Here is a 21,934-nt window from a genome sequence, read left to right on the forward strand (position 1 = left end):
GTTTACTTGCTCGCGTTGGGGAAGAATAGTTGTTCGCCGCCTATCTTGTAGCTGGTAATCACCGCCTGGCCCGCGGGCGAGATCACCCAGTCGACAAACTTCTGCGCTTCGGCCGCCTTGACCTGCGGGTGTTTGGCGGGGTTGACCACCATCACGCCATACTGGTTGAACAGCCGCGTGTCGCCTTCGACTAGCACGGCCAGGTCGCCGCGATTCTTGAAGGACAGCCAGGTGCCGCGGTCGGCCAGCACATAGCCGCCGCTGCTGGCCGCGATGTTGAGCGCCGGGCCCATGCCGCAGCCGCAGGCCTTGTAGTTGGCAAAGGCCGGCTTGTCGGCCGGCGTGTCTATGCCGGCGCTTTTCCAGTAGCGCAGTTCGGCGGCGTGGGTGCCGCTCTTGTCGCCGCGCGAGACGAAGTTGGCGTTCGCGGCGCTGAGTTTTTTGAGCGCCTCGACGATGTCCTTGCCTTTGGTTTTGGCCGGGTCGGCCGCGGGGCCTATCAGCACGAAGTCGTTGTACATGACCGGGAAGCGTTTCACGGCAAAGCCTTCGGCAACCACCTTCTCTTCGGCGACCTGGTCGTGCACAAACAGCACGTCAGCATCGCCGCGCCGGCCCATGTCTATGGCCTGGCCCGTGCCGACGGCCACCACCTTGACGTCCATGCCCGTGGCTTTCTTGAATTCAGGCAGCAGGTGCGAAAACAGGCCCGACTGCTCGGTCGAGGTGGTAGACGCCATCACGATGGTGCCGGTTTGCGCCATGGCCAGCGTGGCCGACAAGGCCAGTGGGGCCATCACGAGTGCTCTGAGAGCCTTCAAGGTGATCATGCAAGTTCTCCTTTTAAAAATGCTTCCGCTGCGGCGGGAACCGGCCCGCCAAAAAAGGCCTCCGTGGGCAGGTCGGCCACCAGCCGGCCCAGCTCCAGGTAAATCACACGCTGCGCCAGTCGCTTGACCTGGCCCAGGTTGTGGCTGCTGAAGATCAGCGTCATGCCGGCGTCGGCGAACTCGGCCATCAGGCGCTCGACCTCGCGCTTGGCAGAGGGGTCAAGGCTGGCCGTGGGTTCGTCGAGCAGCAGGACCTGCGGCTTGAGCGCCCAGGCCCGCGCCAGCGCCACGCGCTGCTGCTGGCCGCCCGACAGGGCCTTGGCGTTGCGCGTGGCCAGATGCGCCAGGCCCACGCGTTCCAGCGCCACCAGCGCCTGCGCCTTGGCTTCGCGCCAGGGAACACCGGCCAGCCACAGGCCCAGCGCCACGTTTCGCAGCACACTGGCGCGCAGCATGTAAGGCCGCTGGAACAGCATGGCCTGGCAGGCCCGCGTGTCATGCTGCAGGCTGCCGGCCGCAGGTTTGACGAGGCCGTTCAAGGTTCGCAGCAAGGTGCTTTTGCCGCTGCCGTTGGAGCCCACCAGCGCCAGCCTTTCGCCAGCCTGGATGCGCAGCGTGCAGCCGCTGAGCGCCTGGACGCGGCCGTAGTACACGTCCACGGCCTGCAGTTGGAAGAGCTCGGTCATGGCGCTCCTCCCTGGGCGGCCATGCCGGCGGCCGGGTCGGGCAGGCGGTCGTCGAGCTGTTCGCGCCAGCGCCGCAGGCCCGCGATCAGGATGTTGAGCAGCAGCACCACACCCAGCAGCACCATGCCCAGGGCCAGGGCCAGCGGCAGATCACCCTTGCTGGTTTCCAGCGCGATCGCGGTGGTCATCACGCGCGTGAAGCCGTCGATGTTGCCGCCCACCACCATGACCGCGCCGACTTCCGAGACGGCCCGGCCGAAGGCGGCGATCAGCACCGTGAGCAAGGCATAACGTTCGTCCCACAGCAGGATCAGGCCGCGCACGAAGCGGCCCGCGCCCAGCGACTGGAACTGCTCGCCGTGGCTGCGGTCGGCGTCCTCTATCGCCTGGCGCACCAACGCGGTAACCACGGGCAGCACCAGTACGGCCTGCGCCAGCACCATGGCCTTGAAGGAAAACAGCCAGCCCAGGAAACCCAGCGGCCCGGTGCGCGAGAGCAGCAAATAGACCACCAGCCCGACCACCACCGAGGGCAGGGCCAGCGCGGTGTTGAGCAGGGCCAGCACCGCGCCGCGGCCGCGAAAGCGCGACACGCCCAGCCAGGCGCCCAGCAGCAGGCCGCCGCTGCAGGCGATCACACAGGCGGACGCACTCACGGCCAGCGAGCGGGCGACGATGCCGGCCAGCACGGGATCAAGCGAGGTGATGAGGGAAAAGGCCGTGGCGGCGCTGTCGGAGAAGGTGTTCATTGAAGCTTTGTGCAGGACTCTAGCCTAGGGCCTAAGTCCTTGAATCACATCAGGAATCATCGCTATGAAGCGGTTTGCATAGGTTGCGGGGCCTGCCCGCTCACCCTGCCCCGCCGGCCCATGCACTCATAATCGAAGCCACCCTTGCCCGCCATGCACAAAGTCGAACTCTCCTACCTGCTCACGCCGCAGCGCGGCAAAAGCGCGCTGATACGCAACCCGCTGATGGACCTGCTCCACGCGGTGCGCGAGCAGGGTTCCATCTCGAAGGCTTCCAAGGCGCTGGACCTGTCCTACCGCCACGTGTGGGGTGCGCTCAAGGACTGGGAGCAGACGCTGGGGCGCGAGCTCATCGTCTGGGACAAGGGCCAGCGCGCGCGGCTCACCGAATTCGGCGAAAAGCTGCTGTGGGCCGAGCGCCAGGCGCAGGCCCGGCTGGCGCCGCAGATCGAAGCCCTGACCAGCGACATCGAGCGCGCGTTCTCCACGGCCTTCGACGACGAGGCCCATGTGCTCACGCTGTACGCCAGCCACGACGCGGCGCTGTCGGCGCTGCGCGAACAGGCCGGCCCGCGCGGCCTGCACCTGGATATCCGTTTCATGGGCAGCGTGGACGCGATCGCGGCGCTGAACGCGGGGCGCTGCATGATGGCGGGTTTCCACACGCTGGAGCAGCCGGGCAGCCAGTCCCTCACCGCTCGCAGCTACCGCAACCTGCTCAAGCCCGGGCTGCACAAGCTGATCGGCTTTGCCCACCGCACGCAGGGCCTGATGGTGGCCAAAAACAACCCGCTGCGCATTACATCCGCCGCCGACCTGGCGCGGCCCGGCCTGCGCTATGTCAATCGCGCTGAAGGCACGGGCACGCGCGTGCTGCTCGATGAATTGCTGGCCAGGGCCGGCGTGGCCTCGTCCGCAATCCAGGGCTACCAGAGCCAGGAGCCTTCGCACACCGCCGTGGCCCAGGCTATCGCCAGCGACGCGGCCGACGCGGGCCTGGGCATTGAAGCGGCGGCGCGTGAAAAAGGCCTGGGCTTTGTGCCGCTGGCGCAGGAGCGCTACCACCTGGTCTGTCTGAAGTCGGAACTGCCCACGCCGCAGGTGCAGGCGCTGCTCAAGGAACTGCAAAGCCGCGACTGGCAGGCCACCCTGGAGCACCTGCCCGGCTACAGCGGCAAGCTGGCCCAGAGTGGCAAGGTGCTGTCGCTGCGCGCCACCCTGCCCTGGTGGACTTACCGCAAGGAAAAGCCCGGCAAAGCCAAGGCCTGACTCTTTTCAGAGCGCGCAGGAACGAAAGCCGCAGAACACGTCGTCGCGGCCCGGCAAGGCAAAGCCGCGGTGCCTGGGATTTTTCATACGCGCGCGCGTCGCGAAGGAAGCGCCGCGCAGCACCTTGTGCGTGCCGAAGCGCGGCTGCGAATAAGCCTGCCAGGGGCCGGGCACAAAACCCGGATAGGGCCTGAAGCTGCTGCCCACCCACTCCCAGACATCGCCCCATTTAAAACCGCGCCGCGCCGCCGTGTGGGCGGCCAGTTCCCACTCCACTTCGGCAGGCAGCCTGCGCCCGGCCCAGCGGCACCAGGCGTCGGCCTCCCACCAGCTCATGTGCATGGCCGGCTGGTTGCCTTGCATGCGGCGCGGCACGCCGAAGCGGTTCTGTATCACCGCGCCGCTGGAGATGCCGATCTGGTCCACATAACGCGGGCCGCGCCGGCCTTCGCCCGCGGCCTGGCCCTGCAGCCAGCGCCAGCCGTCCGGCTGCCAGAGCTCCTCGCGGTCGTAACCGCCGTCGCCGACGAATTCCACATACTGGGCCCAGCTCACGGGCTGCGCGTCGATTTCAAATTCCGGCACGCTGACGGCATGCGCCGCCTGTTCATTGTCAAAGACGAACCCCGTGCCCGGTGCGCAGCCCATCTGCCACACCGTGGCCGGAACCAGCAGGGGCTCGCGCAGCGCCATGGGCACCGGCGTGAAAGCGTCCGCCAAGGTTTTGTCCAGCGCCAGGCCCAGGGTTTGCGCGCTGCGCACCAGGGCCTCGCCGCGCATGTCTTCGAAGAACAGGCTGAGCCGGTAGAAGTACAGCGCATCGTCGCTGCCGGCGGGCCCGGTTTTCTCCAGCAGGTCCAGCGTGCTTTCCAGTGTGTCCAGCAGGTAGGCGCGGCAGTGCGCCATGCCCGGCAAGTCCAGCGTCCAGCGCGCGCTGTGCGGCACGGCCTGCGCATTCCACCAGCGGTCGGCGTTCGGTTCTACGGACGCGAGCCGGGTGCGCGCGGGATCGCAGCGCGTGCCCAGGGCGCGCTGTGTATTGCGGGCTATCCACCACTCCTGGAACCAGCCCACATGGCCGAGCTCCCACAGCGGCGGGTTGACGTTGGGCAGGCAAGGCACGGCGAAATTCCCGGCCTCCAGCGCCTGCTGGTATTGCGCGAACAAATGCAGGGTGTTGTTGCGCGCATCCATCAGTGCCAGCGACAGCGGGCCACGGCCGGCGCCGCGCATCGCGGGCGAATCCGCCAGGCCGCCTGCCGCGGCAGGCAATGAGGAGGGTAATGAATTTGGTGTAGCGTCTGAAGCCAAGGCTGCCGTCCTCGCATGCCCGGCCGCGATGGACACCACCAAGGCGCCATCACATCCGTGCACGCGTTGAGGCCAGAATAGCAGAGACAGGGCCAGCCGGCAGGCTTTAAGTCAATAGCGTGCATCAGGTGTTTTCCCTCGGCCGGCGGCTGTCCATCGCGCCCGCGCGACCGCCGGTCGGCCCGCGCGGCGCATGCGTATTTTCCACTTTTGATTCGGCAAAGACGCGGATAGACTGCGGCCAGTTCTCCTTCAATTGGAGGAGCTACCCTGGGGCACAGCGTTTGCCTCCGGGCTCACCGCGACCTCAAAAAAGCGATCCCTTACCGGCCCGACCCCACATGCAATTACACGACCTCAATTCACAGCCCGCCGAACTCGACCTGACCCTGCTGGATCTCGGGCCCCTGGCCTGGGTGCTGGAGGAATTGCGTAAATCGCTGGAGGGCTCGACCAAGGCGCTCAAACGTTTCATGCGCGAGACCGAGGCCGGGCGCGACTCCGAGATCGGCGCGCTGGACGCGGGCCAGTTGCGCATCGCGCGCCAGCAATTGCACCAGGCCGTGGGCGCGCTGGAGATGGTGGGCATGAGCGCCCCGGCGCTGGTGCTGCGGGCCATGGAAACCGCGGTGCAGAAATTCATACAGTCGCCGGTGCAGTGCAACCAGGATGCCATAGGCAAGATCGAACTGGCGGGCTTTTCCATCGTCCACTACCTCGAAGACGTGCTGGCGGGCAAGCCGGCTTCGGCGGTCTCACTCTTCCCCCAGTACCGCGACATCCAGGGCCTGGTCGGCGCCGACCGCGTCCACCCCGCGGACCTCTGGGTCTTCGAGTGGCGCTGGATAGAGCCGGTGCTGGACATCACTGTCCCTGACTGCGAATACGGCGATGAAACCCGGCAACTGCTGGACCGGCTGATGCTGACCCTGATACGCACCGGCGACGCAGAGGCCGCGCGCAGCCTTCGCGACACCTGCCTGGGCTTTGCAAAAACGCAGACCGGCATTGAATCCCGAACCTTCTGGAAGATAGCCGCCGGTTTTTTCGAGGCGCTGGCACAGGGCCTGCTGAACGTCGACCTCTATGTGAAGCGGGCGACCCTGCGCGTGCTGCTGCAATACGTGTGGCTGGCCAAGGGCACGGAGGCCTCGGCCAGGCTCGCCGAAGACCTGCTCTTCCTGTGTTCCCAGGCGAAAGTCCAGCGCTCCAGCGACTCGCCGGTGCTGTCGGCGGTGCGCTCGGCCTACGGCCTCAAACGCTTCAAGCCGGTGGACTATGAGTCGGTCCAGTTCGGCCGCTTCGCGCCGGCACTGATCGCCCAGGCCCGCAAGCGCATCGCCTCGGCCAAGGAAACCTGGTCGGCGGCGACCGCGGGCGACCTCGGCAAATTCAAGATGCTGACCGACCAGTTCAGCCTGGTCACGGATTCGCTGGTCAAGCTGCACCCGCCCAGCGAAGTGCTGGCGCGCGCCATGAGTCGCGTGATTGAAAGCACAGTCGCATCCGGCCAGGCGCCCAGGCCCGAACTGGCGCTGGAATTCGCCACCGCCGTGCTTTTCCTGGAGGCCGTGTTCGACGACTTCGATCCCAACGACCCCCAGCTGTGGGCGCGCACGGCGCGCCTGGCCGAGCGGCTGCAGAGCGCGCGCGACGGCGGCCCCGCGCAACCCCTGGAGTCGTGGATGGAGCAGCTCTACCAGCGCGTCAACGACAAGCAGACCATGGGAAGCGTGGTCGGCGAGCTGCAAACCTCCCTGGCCGCGCTGGAGAAATCGCTGGACCTGTTCTTCCGCACGCCCAAAGACACCCAGCTGCTGGCCGTGGTGCCGGGGCAACTGGCGCAGATGCAGGGCGTGCTGTCCGTGCTGGACCTGGACCAGGCCGCGCTCGCGGTGACGCACATGCGCGAACTGGTCGAGCGCATGCTCAAGCCCGGCGCCGACGAACAAAAAGCCCACGCGGACGGCATCTTCGACAGGCTGGGCAACAACCTGGGCGCGCTGAGCTTTCTGATCGACATGCTCAACTACCAGCCCGCGCTGGCCAAGCGGCTGTTTGTCTACGATGCCGCCAAAGGCGAACTCAAGGCCGACAAGGAACAGTAAGCCGGTTGGGCCAGCCTCGCCGCGTGGCGGCTTGCGGAGAAAGCGCGCCGGGCTGTTGTTTTAAACTGGCCCGGCAACACACGGACGCCCGTCACACCGCATGGGCGCCGCTGGACATCCCGGAAAGCCTTGCCATGAACGCCCCCCAAAAGCCCTCGTCCGCCGCACCCCGGCTCACCAGCCTCTCGCACGGCGGCGGTTGCGGCTGCAAGATCGCGCCCGGCGTGCTCAGCGAGATCCTGAAAAATTCGGGCAACCTGCCGGGCCTGAACATTCCGCCGCAACTGCTGGTGGGCATAGAGACCGCGGACGATGCGGCCGTGTACCAGCTCAACGACGAGCAGGCGCTGATCGCCACCACCGACTTCTTCATGCCCATCGTGGACGATCCCTACGACTTCGGGCGCATCGCCGCGACCAACGCGATCAGCGACGTCTACGCCATGGGCGGCACGCCCATCATGGCGCTGGGGCTGGTGGGCATGCCCGTCAACGTGCTGCCGCTGGAAACCATAGGCGCCATCCTGCGCGGCGGCCAGGACGCCTGCCGCGAGGCCGGCATCCCGATCGCGGGCGGCCACACCATCGATTCGGTGGAGCCCATCTACGGCCTGGTGGTGATGGGCCTGGTGCACCCTTCGCGCGTCAAGAAAAATTCCGGCGCGCGCGCCGGCGATGTGCTGGTGCTGGGCAAGCCGCTGGGCGTGGGCATACTCTCGGCGGCGCTGAAAAAGGAAAAACTCGATGCCCAGGGTTACGCCCGCATGGTCGCGCTCACCACGCAGCTCAACAAGCCCGGCATCGCCCTGGCGCGCATGGAAGGCGTGCACGCGCTGACCGACATCACCGGCTTCGGCCTGGCCGGCCACGGCCTGGAACTGGCGCGCGGCGCCGGCCTGCAGGCCCGCATCAACTGGCAGCGCGTCCCCTTGATCCCTGGCGCGCGCGAACTCGCGGCACAAGGCTGCGTGACGGGCGCCTCAGGCCGCAATTGGGCCAGCTATGGGAGCGAGGTGAACTTGCCGGCCGGCTTCACCGAGGTCGACAAGGCCTTGCTGAGCGACCCACAGACCTCGGGCGGCCTGCTGGTGTCCTGTAGCGCGGACAGCGCGGACGAAGTGCTGGGGATTTTCCGGGAGCAGGGGTTTGGGGATGCGGCCGTCATTGGGGAAGTCGCCGCAGGGAAAGGAATAACGGTTCAGGAATGACCGTTCGCTGAAAAAAGAGGCAGGGGGCCTGCCACAGGCGCAATACCCCTAGGGTAAACCCGGAAATTTTTTGTCAGTCTTTATTCAGTGCGGCGGCGGGCATCCGTCGTACCATTCATGCCTCGGCGTACCCGGTGGGTACTTTCTCATTCAAAAAAACTGATCGGAGACATCCCCCGTGTCCGCACTCCTCAAACTCGCACTGGCCTATGACTGGCTGACCACGCGGCTGGGCAAGATCGCCGCCTGGACGGTGCTGCTGGCCGCGCTGATCTCGGCCGGCAATGCCTTCGTACGCTACGGCCTGGACATCAGCTCCAACGGCTGGCTGGAAATCCAGTGGTATCTGTTCGCCGCCACCGTGATGCTGGGCGCGCCCGTGGTGCTCAAGCTCAACGAGCACGTGCGGGTCGACATCATCTACGGCAAGCTCAAAGGCAATGGGCCGGTCTATGTGGACATCTTCGGCCTGATCTTCTTCCTGCTGCCGGTGATGGGCCTGATGGCCTACCTGAGCTGGCCGCTGTTCATGAGCATGTACCGCTCCGGGGAAGTCTCGGGCAACGCGGGCGGCCTGATCCGCTGGCCCGCGATGCTGCTGCTGCCGCTGGGCTTCGGCCTGATGTTCGTGCAGGGCCTGTCGGAAATCATCAAGCGCATCTGCTACCTCCAGGGCAAGTTCGAGATGGACACGCACTACGAGAAGCCGGTCCAGTGATCCGTTTGCATCACCCGCTCCCATAAAAATACTTTCAGGACTACCCCATGCAAATGGAAAACTTTGCCCCGATCATGTTCGCGGGCCTCGTGCTGATCATGCTGATCGGCTTCCCCGTCGCCTTCTCGCTGGCCGCCCTCGGGCTGGGTTCGGGCTTTCTGGCCATCGAGATGGGCTGGTTCCCGGCCAGCTTCATGTCCAACCTGCCGCTCAATATGTTCGGCATCCTGTCGAACGAGCTGCTGCTGGCGATTCCCTTCTTCACCTTCATGGGCGCCATCCTTGAGAAATGCGGCCTGGCCGAGGACATGCTGGACTCCATGGGCCAGCTCTTCGGTCCCGCCAAGGGCGGCCTGGGCTACTCGGTCATCATCGTCGGCTTCATCCTGGGCGCCATCACCGGCACGGTGGCCGGCCAGGTGATCGCCATGGCGCTGATCTCGCTGCCCGTGATGATCCGCTACGGCTACAACATGCGCTACGCCACCGGCGTTCTGGCGGCCTCAGGCACCATCACGCAGCTGGTGCCGCCCTCGCTGGTGCTGATCGTCATGGCCGACCAGCTGGGCCGCTCGGTGGGCGACATGTACAAGGGCGCCTGGGGCCCCTCCATCCTGCAGGTGCTGATCTTCGCGGGCTACACCTTCGCGCTCGGCGTGTTCAAGCCGCACCACGTGCCGGGCGTTCCCAAAACCGCACGCACGCTCAACGGCTGGGCGCTGTGGGCCAAATGCCTGCGCGGCATCATCCCCTCGGCCATCCTGATCTTCGCGGTGCTGGGCTCCATGGGCGGACTGCCCGGTATTGACAAGGCCATCGCCACACCGACCGAAGCCGGCGCCATGGGCGTGGTGGGCGCGCTGGTACTGGCCGCCATGCACAAACGCCTGACCCCCGCGCTGATCTGGGAAGCCATGATAGGCACCATGCGCCTGACGGCCATGGTGGTGTTCATCCTGATAGGCGCGCGCGTCTTCTCGATGGTGTTCCAGGGCGTGGACGGCGCCAAGTGGGTCGAGCACATGCTCAGCGGCCTGCCCGGCGGCCAGATCGGCTTCCTGATCGCCGTCAACCTGTTCATCTTCTTCCTGGCCTTCTTCCTCGACTTCTTTGAGATCGCCTTCATCATCCTGCCCATGCTGGGCCCGGTCGCCGACAAGCTGGGCATTGACCTGATCTGGTTCGGCGTGCTGCTGTGCGTGAACATGCAGACCAGCTTCATGCACCCGCCTTTCGGTTTCGCGCTGTTCTACCTGCGCGGCATCGCCGACACGCTGTTCAAGGAAGGGCGCATCCCCAAACCCATCAAGTCCAACGACATCTACCTGGGCGCGATTCCCTGGGTGGCGATGCAACTGCTCCTGGTGGCGATCGTGATCTTCGTGCCGCAGACGGTGACCGTCTTCCTCGACAAGCCCGAGGTGATAGACCTGGACAAGGTCAAGATCGAAGTGCCGGTCGACGACAGCGCCACCCCGCCCGCGGGCGCGGCCAGCGGCGCGGCAGGCAGCGATCCGCTGGCGCCGCCGGCCGAGCCCAGCTCCGAAGACGAACAGAAAAAGGTCGACGAGCTGTTCAAGACCAAATAAGCCGCCCGCACCACAGGCTGCCAGCGCCCCTTTCGCGAGGGGCGTTTTTTTTGCTACCCTGGGCCACCAGCCCCCCACGCCCTGCCCGCACATCATCACCCGCCATGGACCCTAGCCCCACGCCCAGCCCCTATTTCGGCCCGCCGCCCTTCAAGTTCACGCCCACGGGCGGGAGCATTTCGGGGCCGGCGTTTTCCGTGACCTTCAAGATCCTGTCCACCCTCATCGTGGCGGCACTGGCCGCGGCCTTTGCGCAGGCCTGGCTGGCCGGCAGGGCCTCGGGCGCATCGGCCGCCGGCGGCTGGTTTATCGCGGGCCTGCTGCTGGTGAGCTACACGGGCTGGCACATCCTGCGCAGCGTCACGCGCATCGATGAGCAGGGCCTGCACCAGAGCTGGGTCTGGGACAAACACATGGAGCTGCGCGAGCTGGCCTACGGCAAGTTGATCCGCGTGCGCGGGCTCGAATGGCTGATCGCGCCGCGCCTCTATGTGCGCACGCTGATGGGCAAGTTCGCGGTGTTTTATGCGTCGTCGCCTGAAATGGTGGCGGAATTTGAGCGCCTGGTTAGCGAACTCAAGACATTCCGCAGCCAAAGATAGTTGGCACACCCCCGTTGAGGCTCACTGCGTGTAGCCTCCTCCCCCCTTGCAGGGGGCGGCGCCTGCGGTCTGGCAAAGCCAGTCCCGCGGCCCCCGCTCTTGACCCCGTCCCAGTCTGAACGAGTTGAAGCAGGGGCGAAAAAAAACCGCGACGTGTCGCGGTTTTTTCTTGCGCAACGCAAAGGCTTACAAAGTGACGCCTTGCATGTACGTGTCAAAACGCGACTCGGCAAAACGGAACCAGAGGATCTGGTCTTTCTGGAAAGCGCGGTAGTCGCTGTAGATCTTCTTCCAGTCGGGGTTCTTCTCGGCCAGTTCGCCGTAGAGGTCCATCGCGGCCTTGAACGAAGCGTCGAGCACGGGCTTGGGGAAAGGCAGGATCTTGGTCTTGGCGCCCACCAGCTGCTTCAGTGCGGTCGGGTTGCGGGCGTCGTATTTGGCCTGCATGTCGATGTGCGCGTGCGAGGCGGCGCTTTCGACAATCGCCTTGTACTCCGCGGGCAGGGCTTCGAGGGCCTTGTTGTTGATGAAGAAGTCCACTTCAGGACCGCCTTCCCACCAGCCGGGGTAGTAATAAAACGGCGCAACCTTGTTAAAGCCCAGCTTCTGGTCGTCGTAAGGGCCCACCCACTCGGCGGCGTCCAGCGTGCCCTTTTCGAGCGCCTGGTAGATTTCGCCGCCGGGCAGGTTTTGCGGCACCACGCCGAGGCGCTCCACCACCTTGCCGGCAAAGCCGCCGATGCGGAACTTCAGGCCCTTCAGGTCGGCCACGGTCTTGATTTCCTTGCGGAACCAGCCGCCCATCTGGGTGCCGGTGTTGCCACCGGGAAAGCTCACGAGGTTGTACTTGGCGTAAAACTCGTTCATGAGCTTGCGGCCGTTGCCCTCGTACATCCAGGCCGACATCTGGCGCGAGTTCATGCCGAAGGGAATGGCCGCGCCTATGGCGAAGGCCTCGTTCTTGCCGAAGTAGTAGTAAGGCACGGTGTGGCACATTTCCACGGAACCCTGGCCCACGCCGTCGACCACGCCGAAAGCGGGCATCAGTTCACCGGCCGCATGCACGCTGATCTGGAACTTGCCGCCGGTCATCTCGCTGACCTTCTTGGCGAACACTTCGGCGCCGCCGTAAATCGTGTCCAGCGGCTTGGGGAAGCTGGAAGCCAGGCGCCAGCGTATGGTGGCCTGCGCGTGAACCGCGGGGGCGATGCCAGCAGCGAGAACGCCGGCAATGCCGGCGTTTTTGATAAGGGAGCGACGATCCAAAATGCTATCTCCTGAAAGTTTGTCAAACGTGCGGGGCCTGAATGGCGCCCGCCGGACCTCTCGAGCCGGTACGGCCGGTAAAGGCAGCGTCCTCAAGCGAAGGCCAGCTGGGATTTTGTCAGCTTTTACTTCGAGATCACACCGTTTGTACCCACCTGTTTCAAGAATAAAAAAGCCGCCTCTGGGAGGCGGCTTGCAAATTCCTGACGGGGCGCGAAGGCCCCGCGGGAATCAGAGCTTCTGGGCTTGCATGAAGCGGTCGAAGGTGGCCTCGGTGAAACGGAACCACAGGTTCTGCTCGGCGCGGAACTTGGAATAGTCTGCGTAGATTTTTTTCCAGTTCTCGTTCTTGGCGCTGAGCTCCTCATACAGGGCCATGGCTTCCTTGAAGGCGGCGTTCATCACGTCGGTGGGGAAAGGCCGCAACTTGGTGCCCGCGCCCACCAGCTGCTTGAGGGCCGCCGGGTTCTTGGCATCGTATTTGGCCTGCATCTCGCCGTGGGCCTGGGCCGCGGCGGCCTCCACGATGGCCTTGTATTCGGGCGAGAGCGCCTCGAAGGCCTTGTTGTTGATGAAGAAGTCCAGCTCGGGGCCGCCTTCCCACCAGCCGGGGTAGTAGTAAAACGGCGCGACCTTGTTGAAGCCCAGCTTCTGGTCGTCATACGGGCCCACCCATTCGGCGGCATCGATGGTGCCTTTTTCCAGCGCCTGGTAGATCTCGCCGCCGGGGATGTTCTGCGGCACGCCGCCTATGCGCTCCAGCACCTTGCCGGCGAAGCCGCCGATGCGCATCTTCAGGCCCTTGATGTCCTTGACGGACTTGATTTCCTTGCGGTACCAGCCGCCCATCTGGGCGCCGGTGTTGCCGCCGGGGAAATTGACGATGTTGTACTTGGCATAGAACTCGCGCATCAGCTTCAGGCCGTTGCCTTCGTACATCCAGGCGCTCATCTGCCGGCTGTTCAGGCCGAAGGGAATGGCGCAGCCCAGGGCGAAGCATTCGTCCTTGCCGAAGAAATAATAAGGCGCGGTGTGGGCCGCCTCGATGGAGCCCTGCTGCACGCCGTCGACCACGCCGAAAGCGGGCATCAGCTCGCCGGCCGCATGGACCGAGATTTCGAACTTGCCGCCGGACATGTTCTTGACGGCTTTGGCGAACACCTCGGCCGCGCCGAAGATGGTGTCCAGCGATTTCGGAAAGCTCGATGCCAGGCGCCATCGAACGGTGGCCTGGGCATGAACGGCAGGCGCCACGCCGGCAGCCAGCACACCGGCGATGCCGGCATTTTTGATTAGTGAGCGACGATCCATAAAACTCTCTCCTGAAGTTATTGAAGTTGTCCGTAGGGGGTCCGCCACACGACCGGGTACTGCAATAGTTGCAGCGTCCCGGAAGCGCCGGCGGAGCATGGACACTTTGTCACTCTTTTTCAGAAAGTTACCCCGTTCTTACCCGTAGATCAGCACAGATTTCTCCAAAAAAAAGCCGCCCCATGGGCGGCTTTTTCCAGCACGGGCCTGCGCGGCAGGCGTGCTCGGGGCTTGGCGTCCGGGCAAACAGCCCGGCGAGGCCTGCTTACAGTTTCTGGCTTTGCATGAAGCGGTCGAAAGTGGCTTCGGTGAAACGGAACCACAGGTTCTGGTCGCCTCGGAATTTCGAATAATCGGCGTAGACCTTGCGCCAGCTTTCGTTCCTGGCCGACAGCTCTTCGTAGAGCTTCATGGACTCCTTGAAAGCCGCGCTCATGACGTCCGCGGGGAAGGGACGCAGCTTGGCGCCGGCGCCCACCAGCTGTTTGAGGGCCGTGGGGTTCTTGGCGTCGTATTTGGCCTGCATGTCGACGTGGGCCGCCGCGCTGGCGACTTCGACGATGGCCTTGTACTCGGGCGTGAGCGCGTCGTAGGCCTTCTGGTTGATGTAGAGGTCCAGCTGCAGGCCGCCTTCCCACCAGCCGGGGTAGTAGTAGTTGGGCGCCACCTTGTTGAAGCCCAGCTTCTGGTCGTCGTAGGGGCCTATCCATTCGGCCGCGTCTATGGTGCCTTTTTCCAGCGCCTGGTAGATCTCGCCGCCGGGAATGTTTTGCGGCACGCCGCCCAGGCGCTCTATGACCTTGCCGGCAAAACCGCCGACACGGAATTTGAGGCCCTTCATGTCGGCCAGCGACTTGATCTCCTTGCGGAACCAGCCGCCCATCTGGGCGCCGGTATTGCCGCAGGGAAAGCTGATGATGTTGTATTTGGCGTAGAACTCGCGCATCAGTTTCAGGCCGTTGCCCTCGAAGGTCCAGGCACTCATCTGGCGACTGTTCAGGCCGAAGGGGATCGCCCCGCCTATGGCGAAGGTCTCGTCCTTGCCGAAGAAGTAGTAGGGTGCCGTATGGGCCGCTTCAATGGAGCCCTGCTGCACGCCGTCGACCACGCCGAAGGCGGGCATCAGTTCACCGGCCGCATGGACCGAGATTTCGAACTTGCCGCCCGAGATCGCCTTGACGTGTTTGGCGAAGGTCTCCGCGCCGCCGTAAATCGTGTCCAGCGACTTGGGGAAGCTGGAGGCCAGGCGCCAGCGAACGGCAGCCTGCGCATGAACGGCGGGCGCGACGCCCGCGGCCAGCACGCCGGCAACGCCCGCGTGCTTGATGAGTGAACGACGATCCATCAACTTGACTCCGAAGTGTGAAAAATAGAATTCCTTGGGGCCCGCGCATGCGCCGGCCAGACTGCCTGCGCAGGTCCTGGGGAATTCTAAAAATCAGGGGCGTGCCACCCGGGCGGGTAAACCCTTGAAGAGCTGACAGCAAGCTGAAGGTGTGCCCCCACGCTCCCCCACTTCGTGTGGGTCGCTGCCCCCCGAGGGGGCCGCCCGCCTGTGGCCCGGCAAAGCCGGTTCCACGGCTCATGCTGGGTTGAACAGCCTCAGGCCGTGGCGAACTCAGTCGCTCAAGCGACGGACTTGAGCGCCGGCTTGGCGGGCTTGTTGGTCAGTAACGTGCTGAAACGTGCGGTGACGGACGCTTCGATGCCTGCGGCATCGAGGCCCTGCATGGCCAGCAGTTTGGCATGGTCGCCGTGTTCGATGAATTCGTCCTTGAGGCCCAGCTGCAGCACCGGCTTGTTGATGCCTGCGGCTTGCAGGGCTTCGCTGACGGCGCTGCCGGCGCCGCCCATGATGGCGCCCTCTTCCACCGTGACCAGGGCTTCATGAGAGGCCGCGACCTTGAGCAGCAGTTCGGTGTCCAGCGGTTTGGCCCAGCGCATGTTGACGACGGTGGCGCCCAGCTTTTCGGCGGCCTGCAGGGCCGGGTACAGCAAGGTGCCGAAGGCCAGGATGGCGATGCCCGCGCCTTCGCGGCGGATTTCACCCTTGCCGAAGGGCAGCGACTCCAGCCCCGCCTCGGGCTCCACGCCGGCGCCGGCGCCGCGCGGATAGCGCACGGCCACTGGATGGTCCTGCTCGAAGGCGGAGGACAGCAGCTTGCGGCATTCGCGCTCATCGGCGGGGCAGGCCACGCTCATGTTGGGAATGCAGCGCAGGTAGGGAATGTCGTAGGCGCCCGCATGCGTGGCGCCGTCGGCGCCGACCAGGCCGGCGCGGTCCAGCGCGAACACCACGGGCAGGTTCTGCAGGGCCACGTCGTGGATCAGCTGGTCGTAGCCGCGCTGCAGAAAGGTCGAATAGATCGCGACCACGGGCTTGAGGCCTTCGCAGGCCATGCCGGCGGCAAAGGTCACCGCATGCTGCTCGGCGATGCCGACGTCGTGGTAGCGCCCCGGAAAGCGCTTGTGAAACTCGACCATGCCCGAACCTTCGCGCATGGCCGGCGTGATGCCGACCAGGCGGGCGTCGTGTTCGGCCATGTCGCACAGCCACTGGCCGAAGACCTGGGTGAAGGTCTGCTTGGCCGGCGCGCTGGATTTTTGCAGGCCCATGGCCGGGTCGAACTTGCCGGGGCCGTGGTAGGCGATAGGGTCGGCTTCGGCCAGCTTGTAGCCCTGGCCTTTTTTGGTGACCACATGCAGGAACTGCGGGCCGCCGTTGCCGTCCATCAGGTGCTTGATGTTTTCCAGCGTGGGCACCAGCGACTCGAGATCGTGGCCGTCTATCGGGCCTATGTAGTTGAAGCCGAAGTTTTCGAACAGCGTGGCCGGCACCACCATGCCCTTGGCATGCGACTCCAGGCGCTTGGCCAGCTCGAGCAGCGGCGGCGCCACGCGCAGCACCTGTTTGCCCACATGCTTGGCCGAGGCGTAAAAGCGCCCGCTCATGAGCTGGGCCAGGTAGCGGTTGAGCGCGCCCACCGGCGGGCTGATGCTCATGTCGTTGTCGTTGAGCACCACCAGCAGCTTGCAGTGGTCGTGCACGCCCGCGTTGTTCAGGGCCTCAAAGGCCATGCCTGCGCTCATGGCGCCGTCGCCGATGATGGCCACCGCGTGGCGGTCTTCACCTTTTTGCTGGGCGGCCAGCGCCATGCCCAGCGCGGCGGAGATCGAGGTCGACGAATGCGCGGTGCCGAAGGTGTCGTACTCGCTTTCGTCGCGGCGCGGAAAGCCCGACAGACCGCCGAACTGGCGCAGGCTGCCCATGCGCTCGCGCCGGCCCGTGAGGATTTTGTGCGGATAGGTCTGGTGGCCCACGTCCCACACCAGCCGGTCCTCGGGCGTGTTGAAAACATAGTGCAAGGCCACCGTGAGTTCCACGGTGCCGAGATTGGAACTCAGGTGCCCGCCGGTCTGGGAGACGCTGTCGAGCACAAAGGCGCGCAGCTCATCGGCCAGGGGCTTCAGGCCGGTGCGCGGCAGTTTGCGCAGGTCGGCGGGGCTTTGAATGGTTTCGAGCAATGGATACATCGTGGTGTCGTTGTTATGGCGAGGCCGGTTCCTCTTCCCTGGTTGTCTGTCCTGCTTAATGGTGGCGGTTGACCAGCATGTCGGCCAGCGCGCGCAAGGCCTCGGTGCGGGCCAGCCCGCTGGCGTCCAGGCCGGCCAGGGCCCTGGCCAGCAACTGCTGCGCATAGGCTTTGGAGGCCTCCAGCCCCATCAGCGAAACAAAGGTGGGCTTGTCCTGGGCGGCATCCTTGCCGGCGGTCTTGCCCAGCGTGGCGGAGTCGGCGGTGACGTCGAGGATGTCGTCGACCACCTGGAAGGCCAGGCCAACGGCCGCGCCGTAGTCGCGCAAGGCCTGCCAGGCCGCGGGCGCCACAGTGCCGCAAGCCGCGCCCATCATGACGCTGGCCTCCAGCAGCGCGCCGGTTTTCAGGCGGTGCATTTCATGCAGTTGCTGCGAGTCCAGCGGCATGCCCACGCTGGCCAGGTCTATCGCCTGGCCGCCGGCCATGCCCTGGAAACCGGCCGCCTGGGCCAGCATGCGGCACAGCCGCGCTTGCGTGGCGGCGTCGACCGAGCCATCTTCGGGCGTCAGGAATTCAAAGGCCAGGGCCTGCAGCGCATCGCCGGCCAACAGCGCCTGGGCCTGGCCGAACTTGACGTGCACCGTGGGCTTGCCGCGGCGCAGCACGTCGTTGTCCATGCAGGGCATGTCGTCGTGCACCAGCGAGTAAGCGTGGATCAGCTCGACCGCACAGGCGGCGCGCAGGGCAGCTTCGGGGTTGCCGCCCACAGCCTCGCAGGCCGCCATGACCAGCAGCGGGCGCAGGCGCTTGCCGCCGTCGAGCACGGCATAACGCATGGCGTCGCCCAGGCCGGCGGGCGCGGGCGAATCGGTGGGACAGGCCACCCAGCGGGACAAGGCGCTCTCGACGGTGGCAAGCTGTCTTGCGCTCCAGTCGCTCAGCGTGAACAGGGGCAGTTTTTCAGGGGCGTTCAATCTGGGTCTCTGTTTGGGTCTGGATCGGGTAGCGGGTCGCGGCTTTCGTGCCGCTTTACTCCTGCACCCAGGGCTTGAGTTCCGTGCCTTCGAGCACCTTGATCTGGGTTTCCACGGCTTCGAGCTTGTCGCGGCAGAACTTCAGCAACTGCGCGCCGCGCTGGTAACCCGTCAGCAGCTGGTCCAGCGGCAACTGGCCGGACTCCAGGCTGTCCACCAGTTCCTCGAGTTCCTGCAGGGCCGCCTCATAGCTGGCGGGCAGCGCTGCTGCGGGGGGCGTCGAAGAGGCGGAGGATGAAGCGCTTTTGGCCATGGTTCTTTGAGTGAAGGCCTGATTTTAGGCCGTTGCGGAGGGATTGCGCCGCCCGGCTCCCCGGGCTTGCAAATGCAATATTCGTATTATCCGGCGGCGGCGCGCAAAGCCCCCGAATCCACCCCGCGCGGGTACAATTGATAACAGTTCTCGATAACAACGGTGACCCCGTTGCGGGAAACCCGGCCTTGTTTTCACCCGTGGGCTGACGCTCAGCCTGCTTCCCTGGTTTGTCAACTGCCTCCAAAGCCTCGCGCGGCGGCATGTTCACCCGAAATTTGCATGTCTGATCTCAGCCTTCGCCTCCTTCAGGCCACCAGCCAGCTCCCGATTTCCAGCTACTTTGATGCGGGCCTGTACCAGCGGGAGCAGCAAAAGCTGTTCACACACGGGCCGCGCTACCTGGGCCATGAACTGGCGGTGCCCAACCTGGGCGACTACTACGCCCTGCCGCATGAGGGCGAGGGCCGGGCGCTGGTGCGCAATGCCTCGGGCATAGAGCTGATCTCCAACGTCTGCCGGCACCGGCAGTCGACCATGCTGCAGGGCCGCGGCAACACCGGCAGCAACATCGTCTGCCCGCTGCACCGCTGGACCTACAACACCTCGGGCGAGCTCATAGGCGCGCCGCACTTCGAGATCGATCCCTGCCTGAACCTGAACCGCTACAAGACCACGACCTGGAACGGCCTGGTGTTCGAGGACAACGGCCGCGACGTCGCGGCCGAGATGGCGCAGCTGGCCACGCATGCCGACCTCGATTTTTCGGGCTACCAGCTCGACAAGGTGCACCTGCACGAATGCAACTACAACTGGAAGACCTTCATCGAGGTCTACCTCGAGGACTACCACGTCGGCCCCTTCCACCCCGGCCTGGGCGGCTTCGTCACCACCGACGACCTGCGCTGGCAGCTCGAGGCCGACTATTCGGTGCAGACCGTGGGCGTGTCGGACAAGCTCGGCAAGCCCGGCACCGATACCTACAAAAAATGGCACGACGTGGTGCTGCAGTACCGCAAGGGCGTGCCGCCCAAGTACGGCGCGATCTGGCTCACTTACTACCCGCACGTGATGGTCGAGTGGTATCCGCACGTGCTGGTGGTCAGCACGCTACACCCGCAGGGGCCCGACAAGACGCTCAACGTGGTGGAGTTCTTCTACCCTGAGGAAATCTGTGCCTTCGAGCGCGAGTTCATCGAGGCGCAGCAGGCGGCCTACATGGAAACCTGCGTGGAGGACGACGAAATCGCCCTGCGCATGGACGCCGGCCGCAAAGCCCTGCTGCTGCGCGGCGACAACGAATTCGGCCCCTACCAGAGCCCCATGGAAGACGGCATGCAGCACTTTCACGAGTGGTACCGCCGCGAGATGGGCGCCAGCAAAACCACGCAGATGATCTGAGAACCGGCTCCCGGCGTGCAAGCTCCCTCGCCCGCCTATAGGATGGCTGCAGTCCCGTACATCGGCGGGGCCGCAGCCATTTTTCATTCCACCCATCCCTGCCCCTAAACCCGCCGCACACCATGCAAGCCATCTGGATGATTTTTTCCTCGTTCATGTTTGCGACCATGGGGGTCTGCGTGAAATACGCGTCCGAGCACTTCAACAGCGCCGAGCTGGTGTTCTACCGCGGCATCCTGGGCATCCTCTTCATGGCGGCCTATGCGCGTGCGCGCGGCATCACGCTGGCCACCCGCTACCCGGCCATGCACGCCTGGCGCAGCGTGATCGGCGTGATGTCGCTGTCGGCCTGGTTTTACGCCATCGCGCATCTGCCGCTGGCCACCGCCATGACGCTCAACTACATGAGCAGCGTGTGGATAGCGGCCTTCCTGGTCGGCGGGGCGCTGATGGCCTGGACGCCGCCGAAAGCCAACACCAACGCCCCGGCCAGCGCCTCCCCGGAGAGCGGCGCGGCCAGCCTGGGGGCTTTATTCACCAGCCAGGGGCCGCTGGTCATGGCCATCCTGGCGAGTTTCACCGGCGTGGTCATGCTGCTGCGTCCGGCCATAGACCAGAACCAGACCTTTGCCGGCCTGGTGGGCCTGATGTCCGGCCTGGGCGCCGCCTTCGCCTACATGCAGGTCATGGCGATTTCGCGCATGGGCGAGCCCGAAACCCGCACCGTGTTTTACTTTGCCGTGGGCACGGCGGTGGCCGGCGCGCTGGGTATGGCAGTGATGGGCGTGACGCCCTGGAACTGGCGGCACGCACTGTGGCTGCCGCCCATAGGCATACTGGCGTCGCTGGGCCAGCTGGCCATGACCAAGGCCTATTCGATGTCGGAAAACCACGGCGGCACGCTGATGGTGGCCAACCTGCAGTATTCGGGCATTGTCTTTGCGGCCCTCTACAGCCTGATCCTGTTTGGCGACAATATTCCCCTGATCGGCTGGGCCGGCATGGTGCTCATCATCGTGAGCGCGATTGCGGCCACGGTGCTGCGTGCCCGCGCCGCGCCGAACGCCCCCGCCGAAGAGCACTAAGGAGTTTCCTCATGAACTACACCACCCTGATTTCCGCCGAACAACTGCAAGCCCTGGTCGCCTCGGCCAAACCGCTGCGCATCTTCGATTGCAGCTTCGACCTCATGAAGCCGGGCCTGGGGCAGGAACAGTACCTGGCCTCGCACATCCCCGGCGCCGTGTACGCCAACCTGGACACCGCGCTGAGCGCCAAGCACGGCGTGCCCGGCGCCCACGGGATCATCACCGCCAGCGGCGCCGACGCGCCCGCGTCGGGCGGGCGCCACCCGCTGCCGAATCGCGAGAAGTTCGCGACCTGGCTGTCCAGCGTCGGTTTCGCCAACAACATGCAGGCCGTCGTTTATGACCGCAACGGCGCCAACTACTGCGGGCGCCTGTGGTGGATGCTCAAGTGGGCCGGCCATGAAAACGTCGCCATGCTCGACGGCGGCCTGCAGGCCTGGCAGGCGGCGGGCGGCGCGGTGAACAGCGGCGAGGAGCCCGCGCATTTCCAGGCCAGCTTCCTGCTCGCGCCGGCCAGGGCCACGCTGGTGTCGGCCGATACCGTGGCCGCGCAACTGGGCAGGCCGGCCCAGACCCTGATCGATGCGCGCGCCACGCCGCGCTTCAAGGGCGAGGTGGAGCCGCTGGACCCGGTGGCCGGCCATATCCCGGGCGCGCTGAACCGGCCCTTCAGCCAGAACATAGGGCCCGACGGCAAATTCAAGCCGGCCGCACAACTCAAGGCCGAGTTTGAAACCCTGCTGGCCGGCCGCGACCCGGCGACCGTGGTGCACCACTGCGGCAGCGGCGTCAGTGCCGTGCCCAACCTGGTCGCCATGGAAATCGCCGGCCTGGGCAGGACCGGCCTGTACGCCGGCAGCTGGAGCGACTGGTGCAGTGACCCGCAGCGCCCGGTGGCCCAGGGCTAGGCCCCCTTGTTAACGCCGCAACAAAAAACGCCACCGGCCGTGCCTGGTGGCGTTTTTTTAAGCCCGC

General features: G+C 65.4%; 19 protein-coding genes. 9 read left to right on the forward strand and 10 right to left on the reverse strand.

Features of this window, described 5'->3' with window-relative positions:
- Nucleotides 1-2: 2 nt before the first annotated feature.
- Genes BLQ85_RS06985 through BLQ85_RS06995 form a run of 3 tightly spaced genes read right to left on the reverse strand, consistent with a single transcriptional unit; the run spans nucleotide 3 to nucleotide 2,265 of the window.
- Entirely contained in the window at nucleotides 3-830 is an 828-nt protein-coding gene (locus tag BLQ85_RS06985; RefSeq protein ID WP_074575589.1) for an ABC transporter substrate-binding protein, read from the reverse strand.
- Nucleotides 827-1,516: an ABC transporter ATP-binding protein gene (locus BLQ85_RS06990; RefSeq protein ID WP_074575590.1), complete on the reverse strand. Its 690-nt coding sequence runs from the start codon at nucleotides 1,514-1,516 to the stop codon at nucleotides 827-829. Before BLQ85_RS06990 ends, BLQ85_RS06985 begins: the two co-directional genes overlap by 4 nt.
- Nucleotides 1,513-2,265, reverse strand: a complete 753-nt coding sequence (locus tag BLQ85_RS06995) for an ABC transporter permease (RefSeq protein ID WP_074575591.1) — start codon at nucleotides 2,263-2,265, stop codon at nucleotides 1,513-1,515. Before BLQ85_RS06995 ends, BLQ85_RS06990 begins: the two co-directional genes overlap by 4 nt.
- A 153-nt stretch (nucleotides 2,266-2,418) precedes the next feature.
- On the opposite strand from BLQ85_RS06995, the gene BLQ85_RS07000 reads away from it, so the two are divergent.
- Entirely contained in the window at nucleotides 2,419-3,534 is a 1,116-nt protein-coding gene (locus BLQ85_RS07000) for a substrate-binding domain-containing protein (RefSeq protein WP_074575592.1), read from the forward strand.
- A 6-nt stretch (nucleotides 3,535-3,540) separates the two neighbouring features.
- On the opposite strand, the gene senA is transcribed toward BLQ85_RS07000, so the two are convergent.
- Nucleotides 3,541-4,767: a selenoneine synthase SenA gene (gene senA, locus BLQ85_RS07005; RefSeq protein WP_074575861.1), complete on the reverse strand. Its 1,227-nt coding sequence runs from the start codon at nucleotides 4,765-4,767 to the stop codon at nucleotides 3,541-3,543.
- Between the two features lie 419 nt (nucleotides 4,768-5,186).
- On the opposite strand from senA, the gene BLQ85_RS07010 reads away from it, so the two are divergent.
- From BLQ85_RS07010 to BLQ85_RS07030, 5 genes are all read left to right on the forward strand, one after another.
- Nucleotides 5,187-6,953 (forward strand): hypothetical protein, encoded by a 1,767-nt coding sequence (locus BLQ85_RS07010; RefSeq protein WP_074575593.1) that lies wholly within the window; start codon nucleotides 5,187-5,189, stop codon nucleotides 6,951-6,953.
- A gap of 134 nt (nucleotides 6,954-7,087) precedes the next feature.
- The gene (gene selD / locus BLQ85_RS07015; protein WP_074575594.1) at nucleotides 7,088-8,161 is read left to right on the forward strand and encodes a selenide, water dikinase SelD; all 1,074 of its coding nucleotides are present in this window, start codon (nucleotides 7,088-7,090) and stop codon (nucleotides 8,159-8,161) included.
- Nucleotides 8,162-8,339: 178 nt separating this feature from the next.
- Nucleotides 8,340-8,879: a TRAP transporter small permease subunit gene (locus BLQ85_RS07020; protein WP_074575595.1), complete on the forward strand. Its 540-nt coding sequence runs from the start codon at nucleotides 8,340-8,342 to the stop codon at nucleotides 8,877-8,879.
- Nucleotides 8,880-8,926: 47 nt separating this feature from the next.
- Entirely contained in the window at nucleotides 8,927-10,468 is a 1,542-nt protein-coding gene (locus BLQ85_RS07025) for a TRAP transporter large permease (RefSeq protein ID WP_074575596.1), read from the forward strand.
- Nucleotides 10,469-10,572: 104 nt separating this feature from the next.
- Nucleotides 10,573-11,070 (forward strand): hypothetical protein, encoded by a 498-nt coding sequence (locus BLQ85_RS07030; RefSeq protein ID WP_074575597.1) that lies wholly within the window; start codon nucleotides 10,573-10,575, stop codon nucleotides 11,068-11,070.
- Between the two features lie 186 nt (nucleotides 11,071-11,256).
- On the opposite strand, the gene BLQ85_RS07035 is transcribed toward BLQ85_RS07030, so the two are convergent.
- The 6 genes from BLQ85_RS07035 to BLQ85_RS07060 all read right to left on the reverse strand — a co-directional run bounded on the left by BLQ85_RS07035 (nucleotide 11,257) and on the right by BLQ85_RS07060 (nucleotide 18,470).
- On the reverse strand, nucleotides 11,257-12,336 hold the full coding sequence (locus tag BLQ85_RS07035) for a TRAP transporter substrate-binding protein (protein WP_074575598.1): 1,080 nt from the start codon (nucleotides 12,334-12,336) through the stop codon (nucleotides 11,257-11,259).
- Between the two features lie 231 nt (nucleotides 12,337-12,567).
- Nucleotides 12,568-13,647 carry a TRAP transporter substrate-binding protein gene (locus tag BLQ85_RS07040; RefSeq protein WP_074575599.1) on the reverse strand — a complete coding sequence of 360 codons (1,080 nt, stop codon included), beginning with the start codon at nucleotides 13,645-13,647 and terminating at the stop codon, nucleotides 12,568-12,570.
- Nucleotides 13,648-13,912: 265 nt separating this feature from the next.
- Nucleotides 13,913-14,992, reverse strand: coding sequence for a TRAP transporter substrate-binding protein (locus tag BLQ85_RS07045; protein ID WP_074575600.1), 1,080 nt, complete (start codon nucleotides 14,990-14,992; stop codon nucleotides 13,913-13,915).
- Between the two features lie 281 nt (nucleotides 14,993-15,273).
- Entirely contained in the window at nucleotides 15,274-17,181 is a 1,908-nt protein-coding gene (gene dxs, locus BLQ85_RS07050) for a 1-deoxy-D-xylulose-5-phosphate synthase (RefSeq protein ID WP_074575601.1), read from the reverse strand.
- Between the two features lie 55 nt (nucleotides 17,182-17,236).
- Complete coding sequence (locus BLQ85_RS07055; protein WP_074575602.1) at nucleotides 17,237-18,157, reverse strand: polyprenyl synthetase family protein; 921 nt, start codon at nucleotides 18,155-18,157, stop codon at nucleotides 17,237-17,239.
- A gap of 55 nt (nucleotides 18,158-18,212) precedes the next feature.
- A complete protein-coding gene (locus tag BLQ85_RS07060) occupies nucleotides 18,213-18,470 on the reverse strand; it encodes an exodeoxyribonuclease VII small subunit (RefSeq protein ID WP_007865745.1) in 258 nt (85 codons plus the stop codon).
- Nucleotides 18,471-18,752: 282 nt separating this feature from the next.
- On the opposite strand from BLQ85_RS07060, the gene BLQ85_RS07065 reads away from it, so the two are divergent.
- The 3 genes from BLQ85_RS07065 to BLQ85_RS07075 all read left to right on the forward strand — a co-directional run bounded on the left by BLQ85_RS07065 (nucleotide 18,753) and on the right by BLQ85_RS07075 (nucleotide 21,867).
- Entirely contained in the window at nucleotides 18,753-19,871 is a 1,119-nt protein-coding gene (locus BLQ85_RS07065) for an aromatic ring-hydroxylating oxygenase subunit alpha (protein WP_074575603.1), read from the forward strand.
- A 122-nt stretch (nucleotides 19,872-19,993) separates the two neighbouring features.
- The gene (locus BLQ85_RS07070; RefSeq protein ID WP_074575604.1) at nucleotides 19,994-20,956 is read left to right on the forward strand and encodes a DMT family transporter; all 963 of its coding nucleotides are present in this window, start codon (nucleotides 19,994-19,996) and stop codon (nucleotides 20,954-20,956) included.
- Nucleotides 20,957-20,967: 11 nt separating this feature from the next.
- Nucleotides 20,968-21,867 carry a sulfurtransferase gene (locus BLQ85_RS07075; protein WP_074575605.1) on the forward strand — a complete coding sequence of 300 codons (900 nt, stop codon included), beginning with the start codon at nucleotides 20,968-20,970 and terminating at the stop codon, nucleotides 21,865-21,867.
- Nucleotides 21,868-21,934: the final 67 nt, after the last annotated feature.

Source organism: Polaromonas sp. JS666 (assembly GCF_900103405.1).
Classification (GTDB): domain Bacteria; phylum Pseudomonadota; class Gammaproteobacteria; order Burkholderiales; family Burkholderiaceae_C; genus Polaromonas.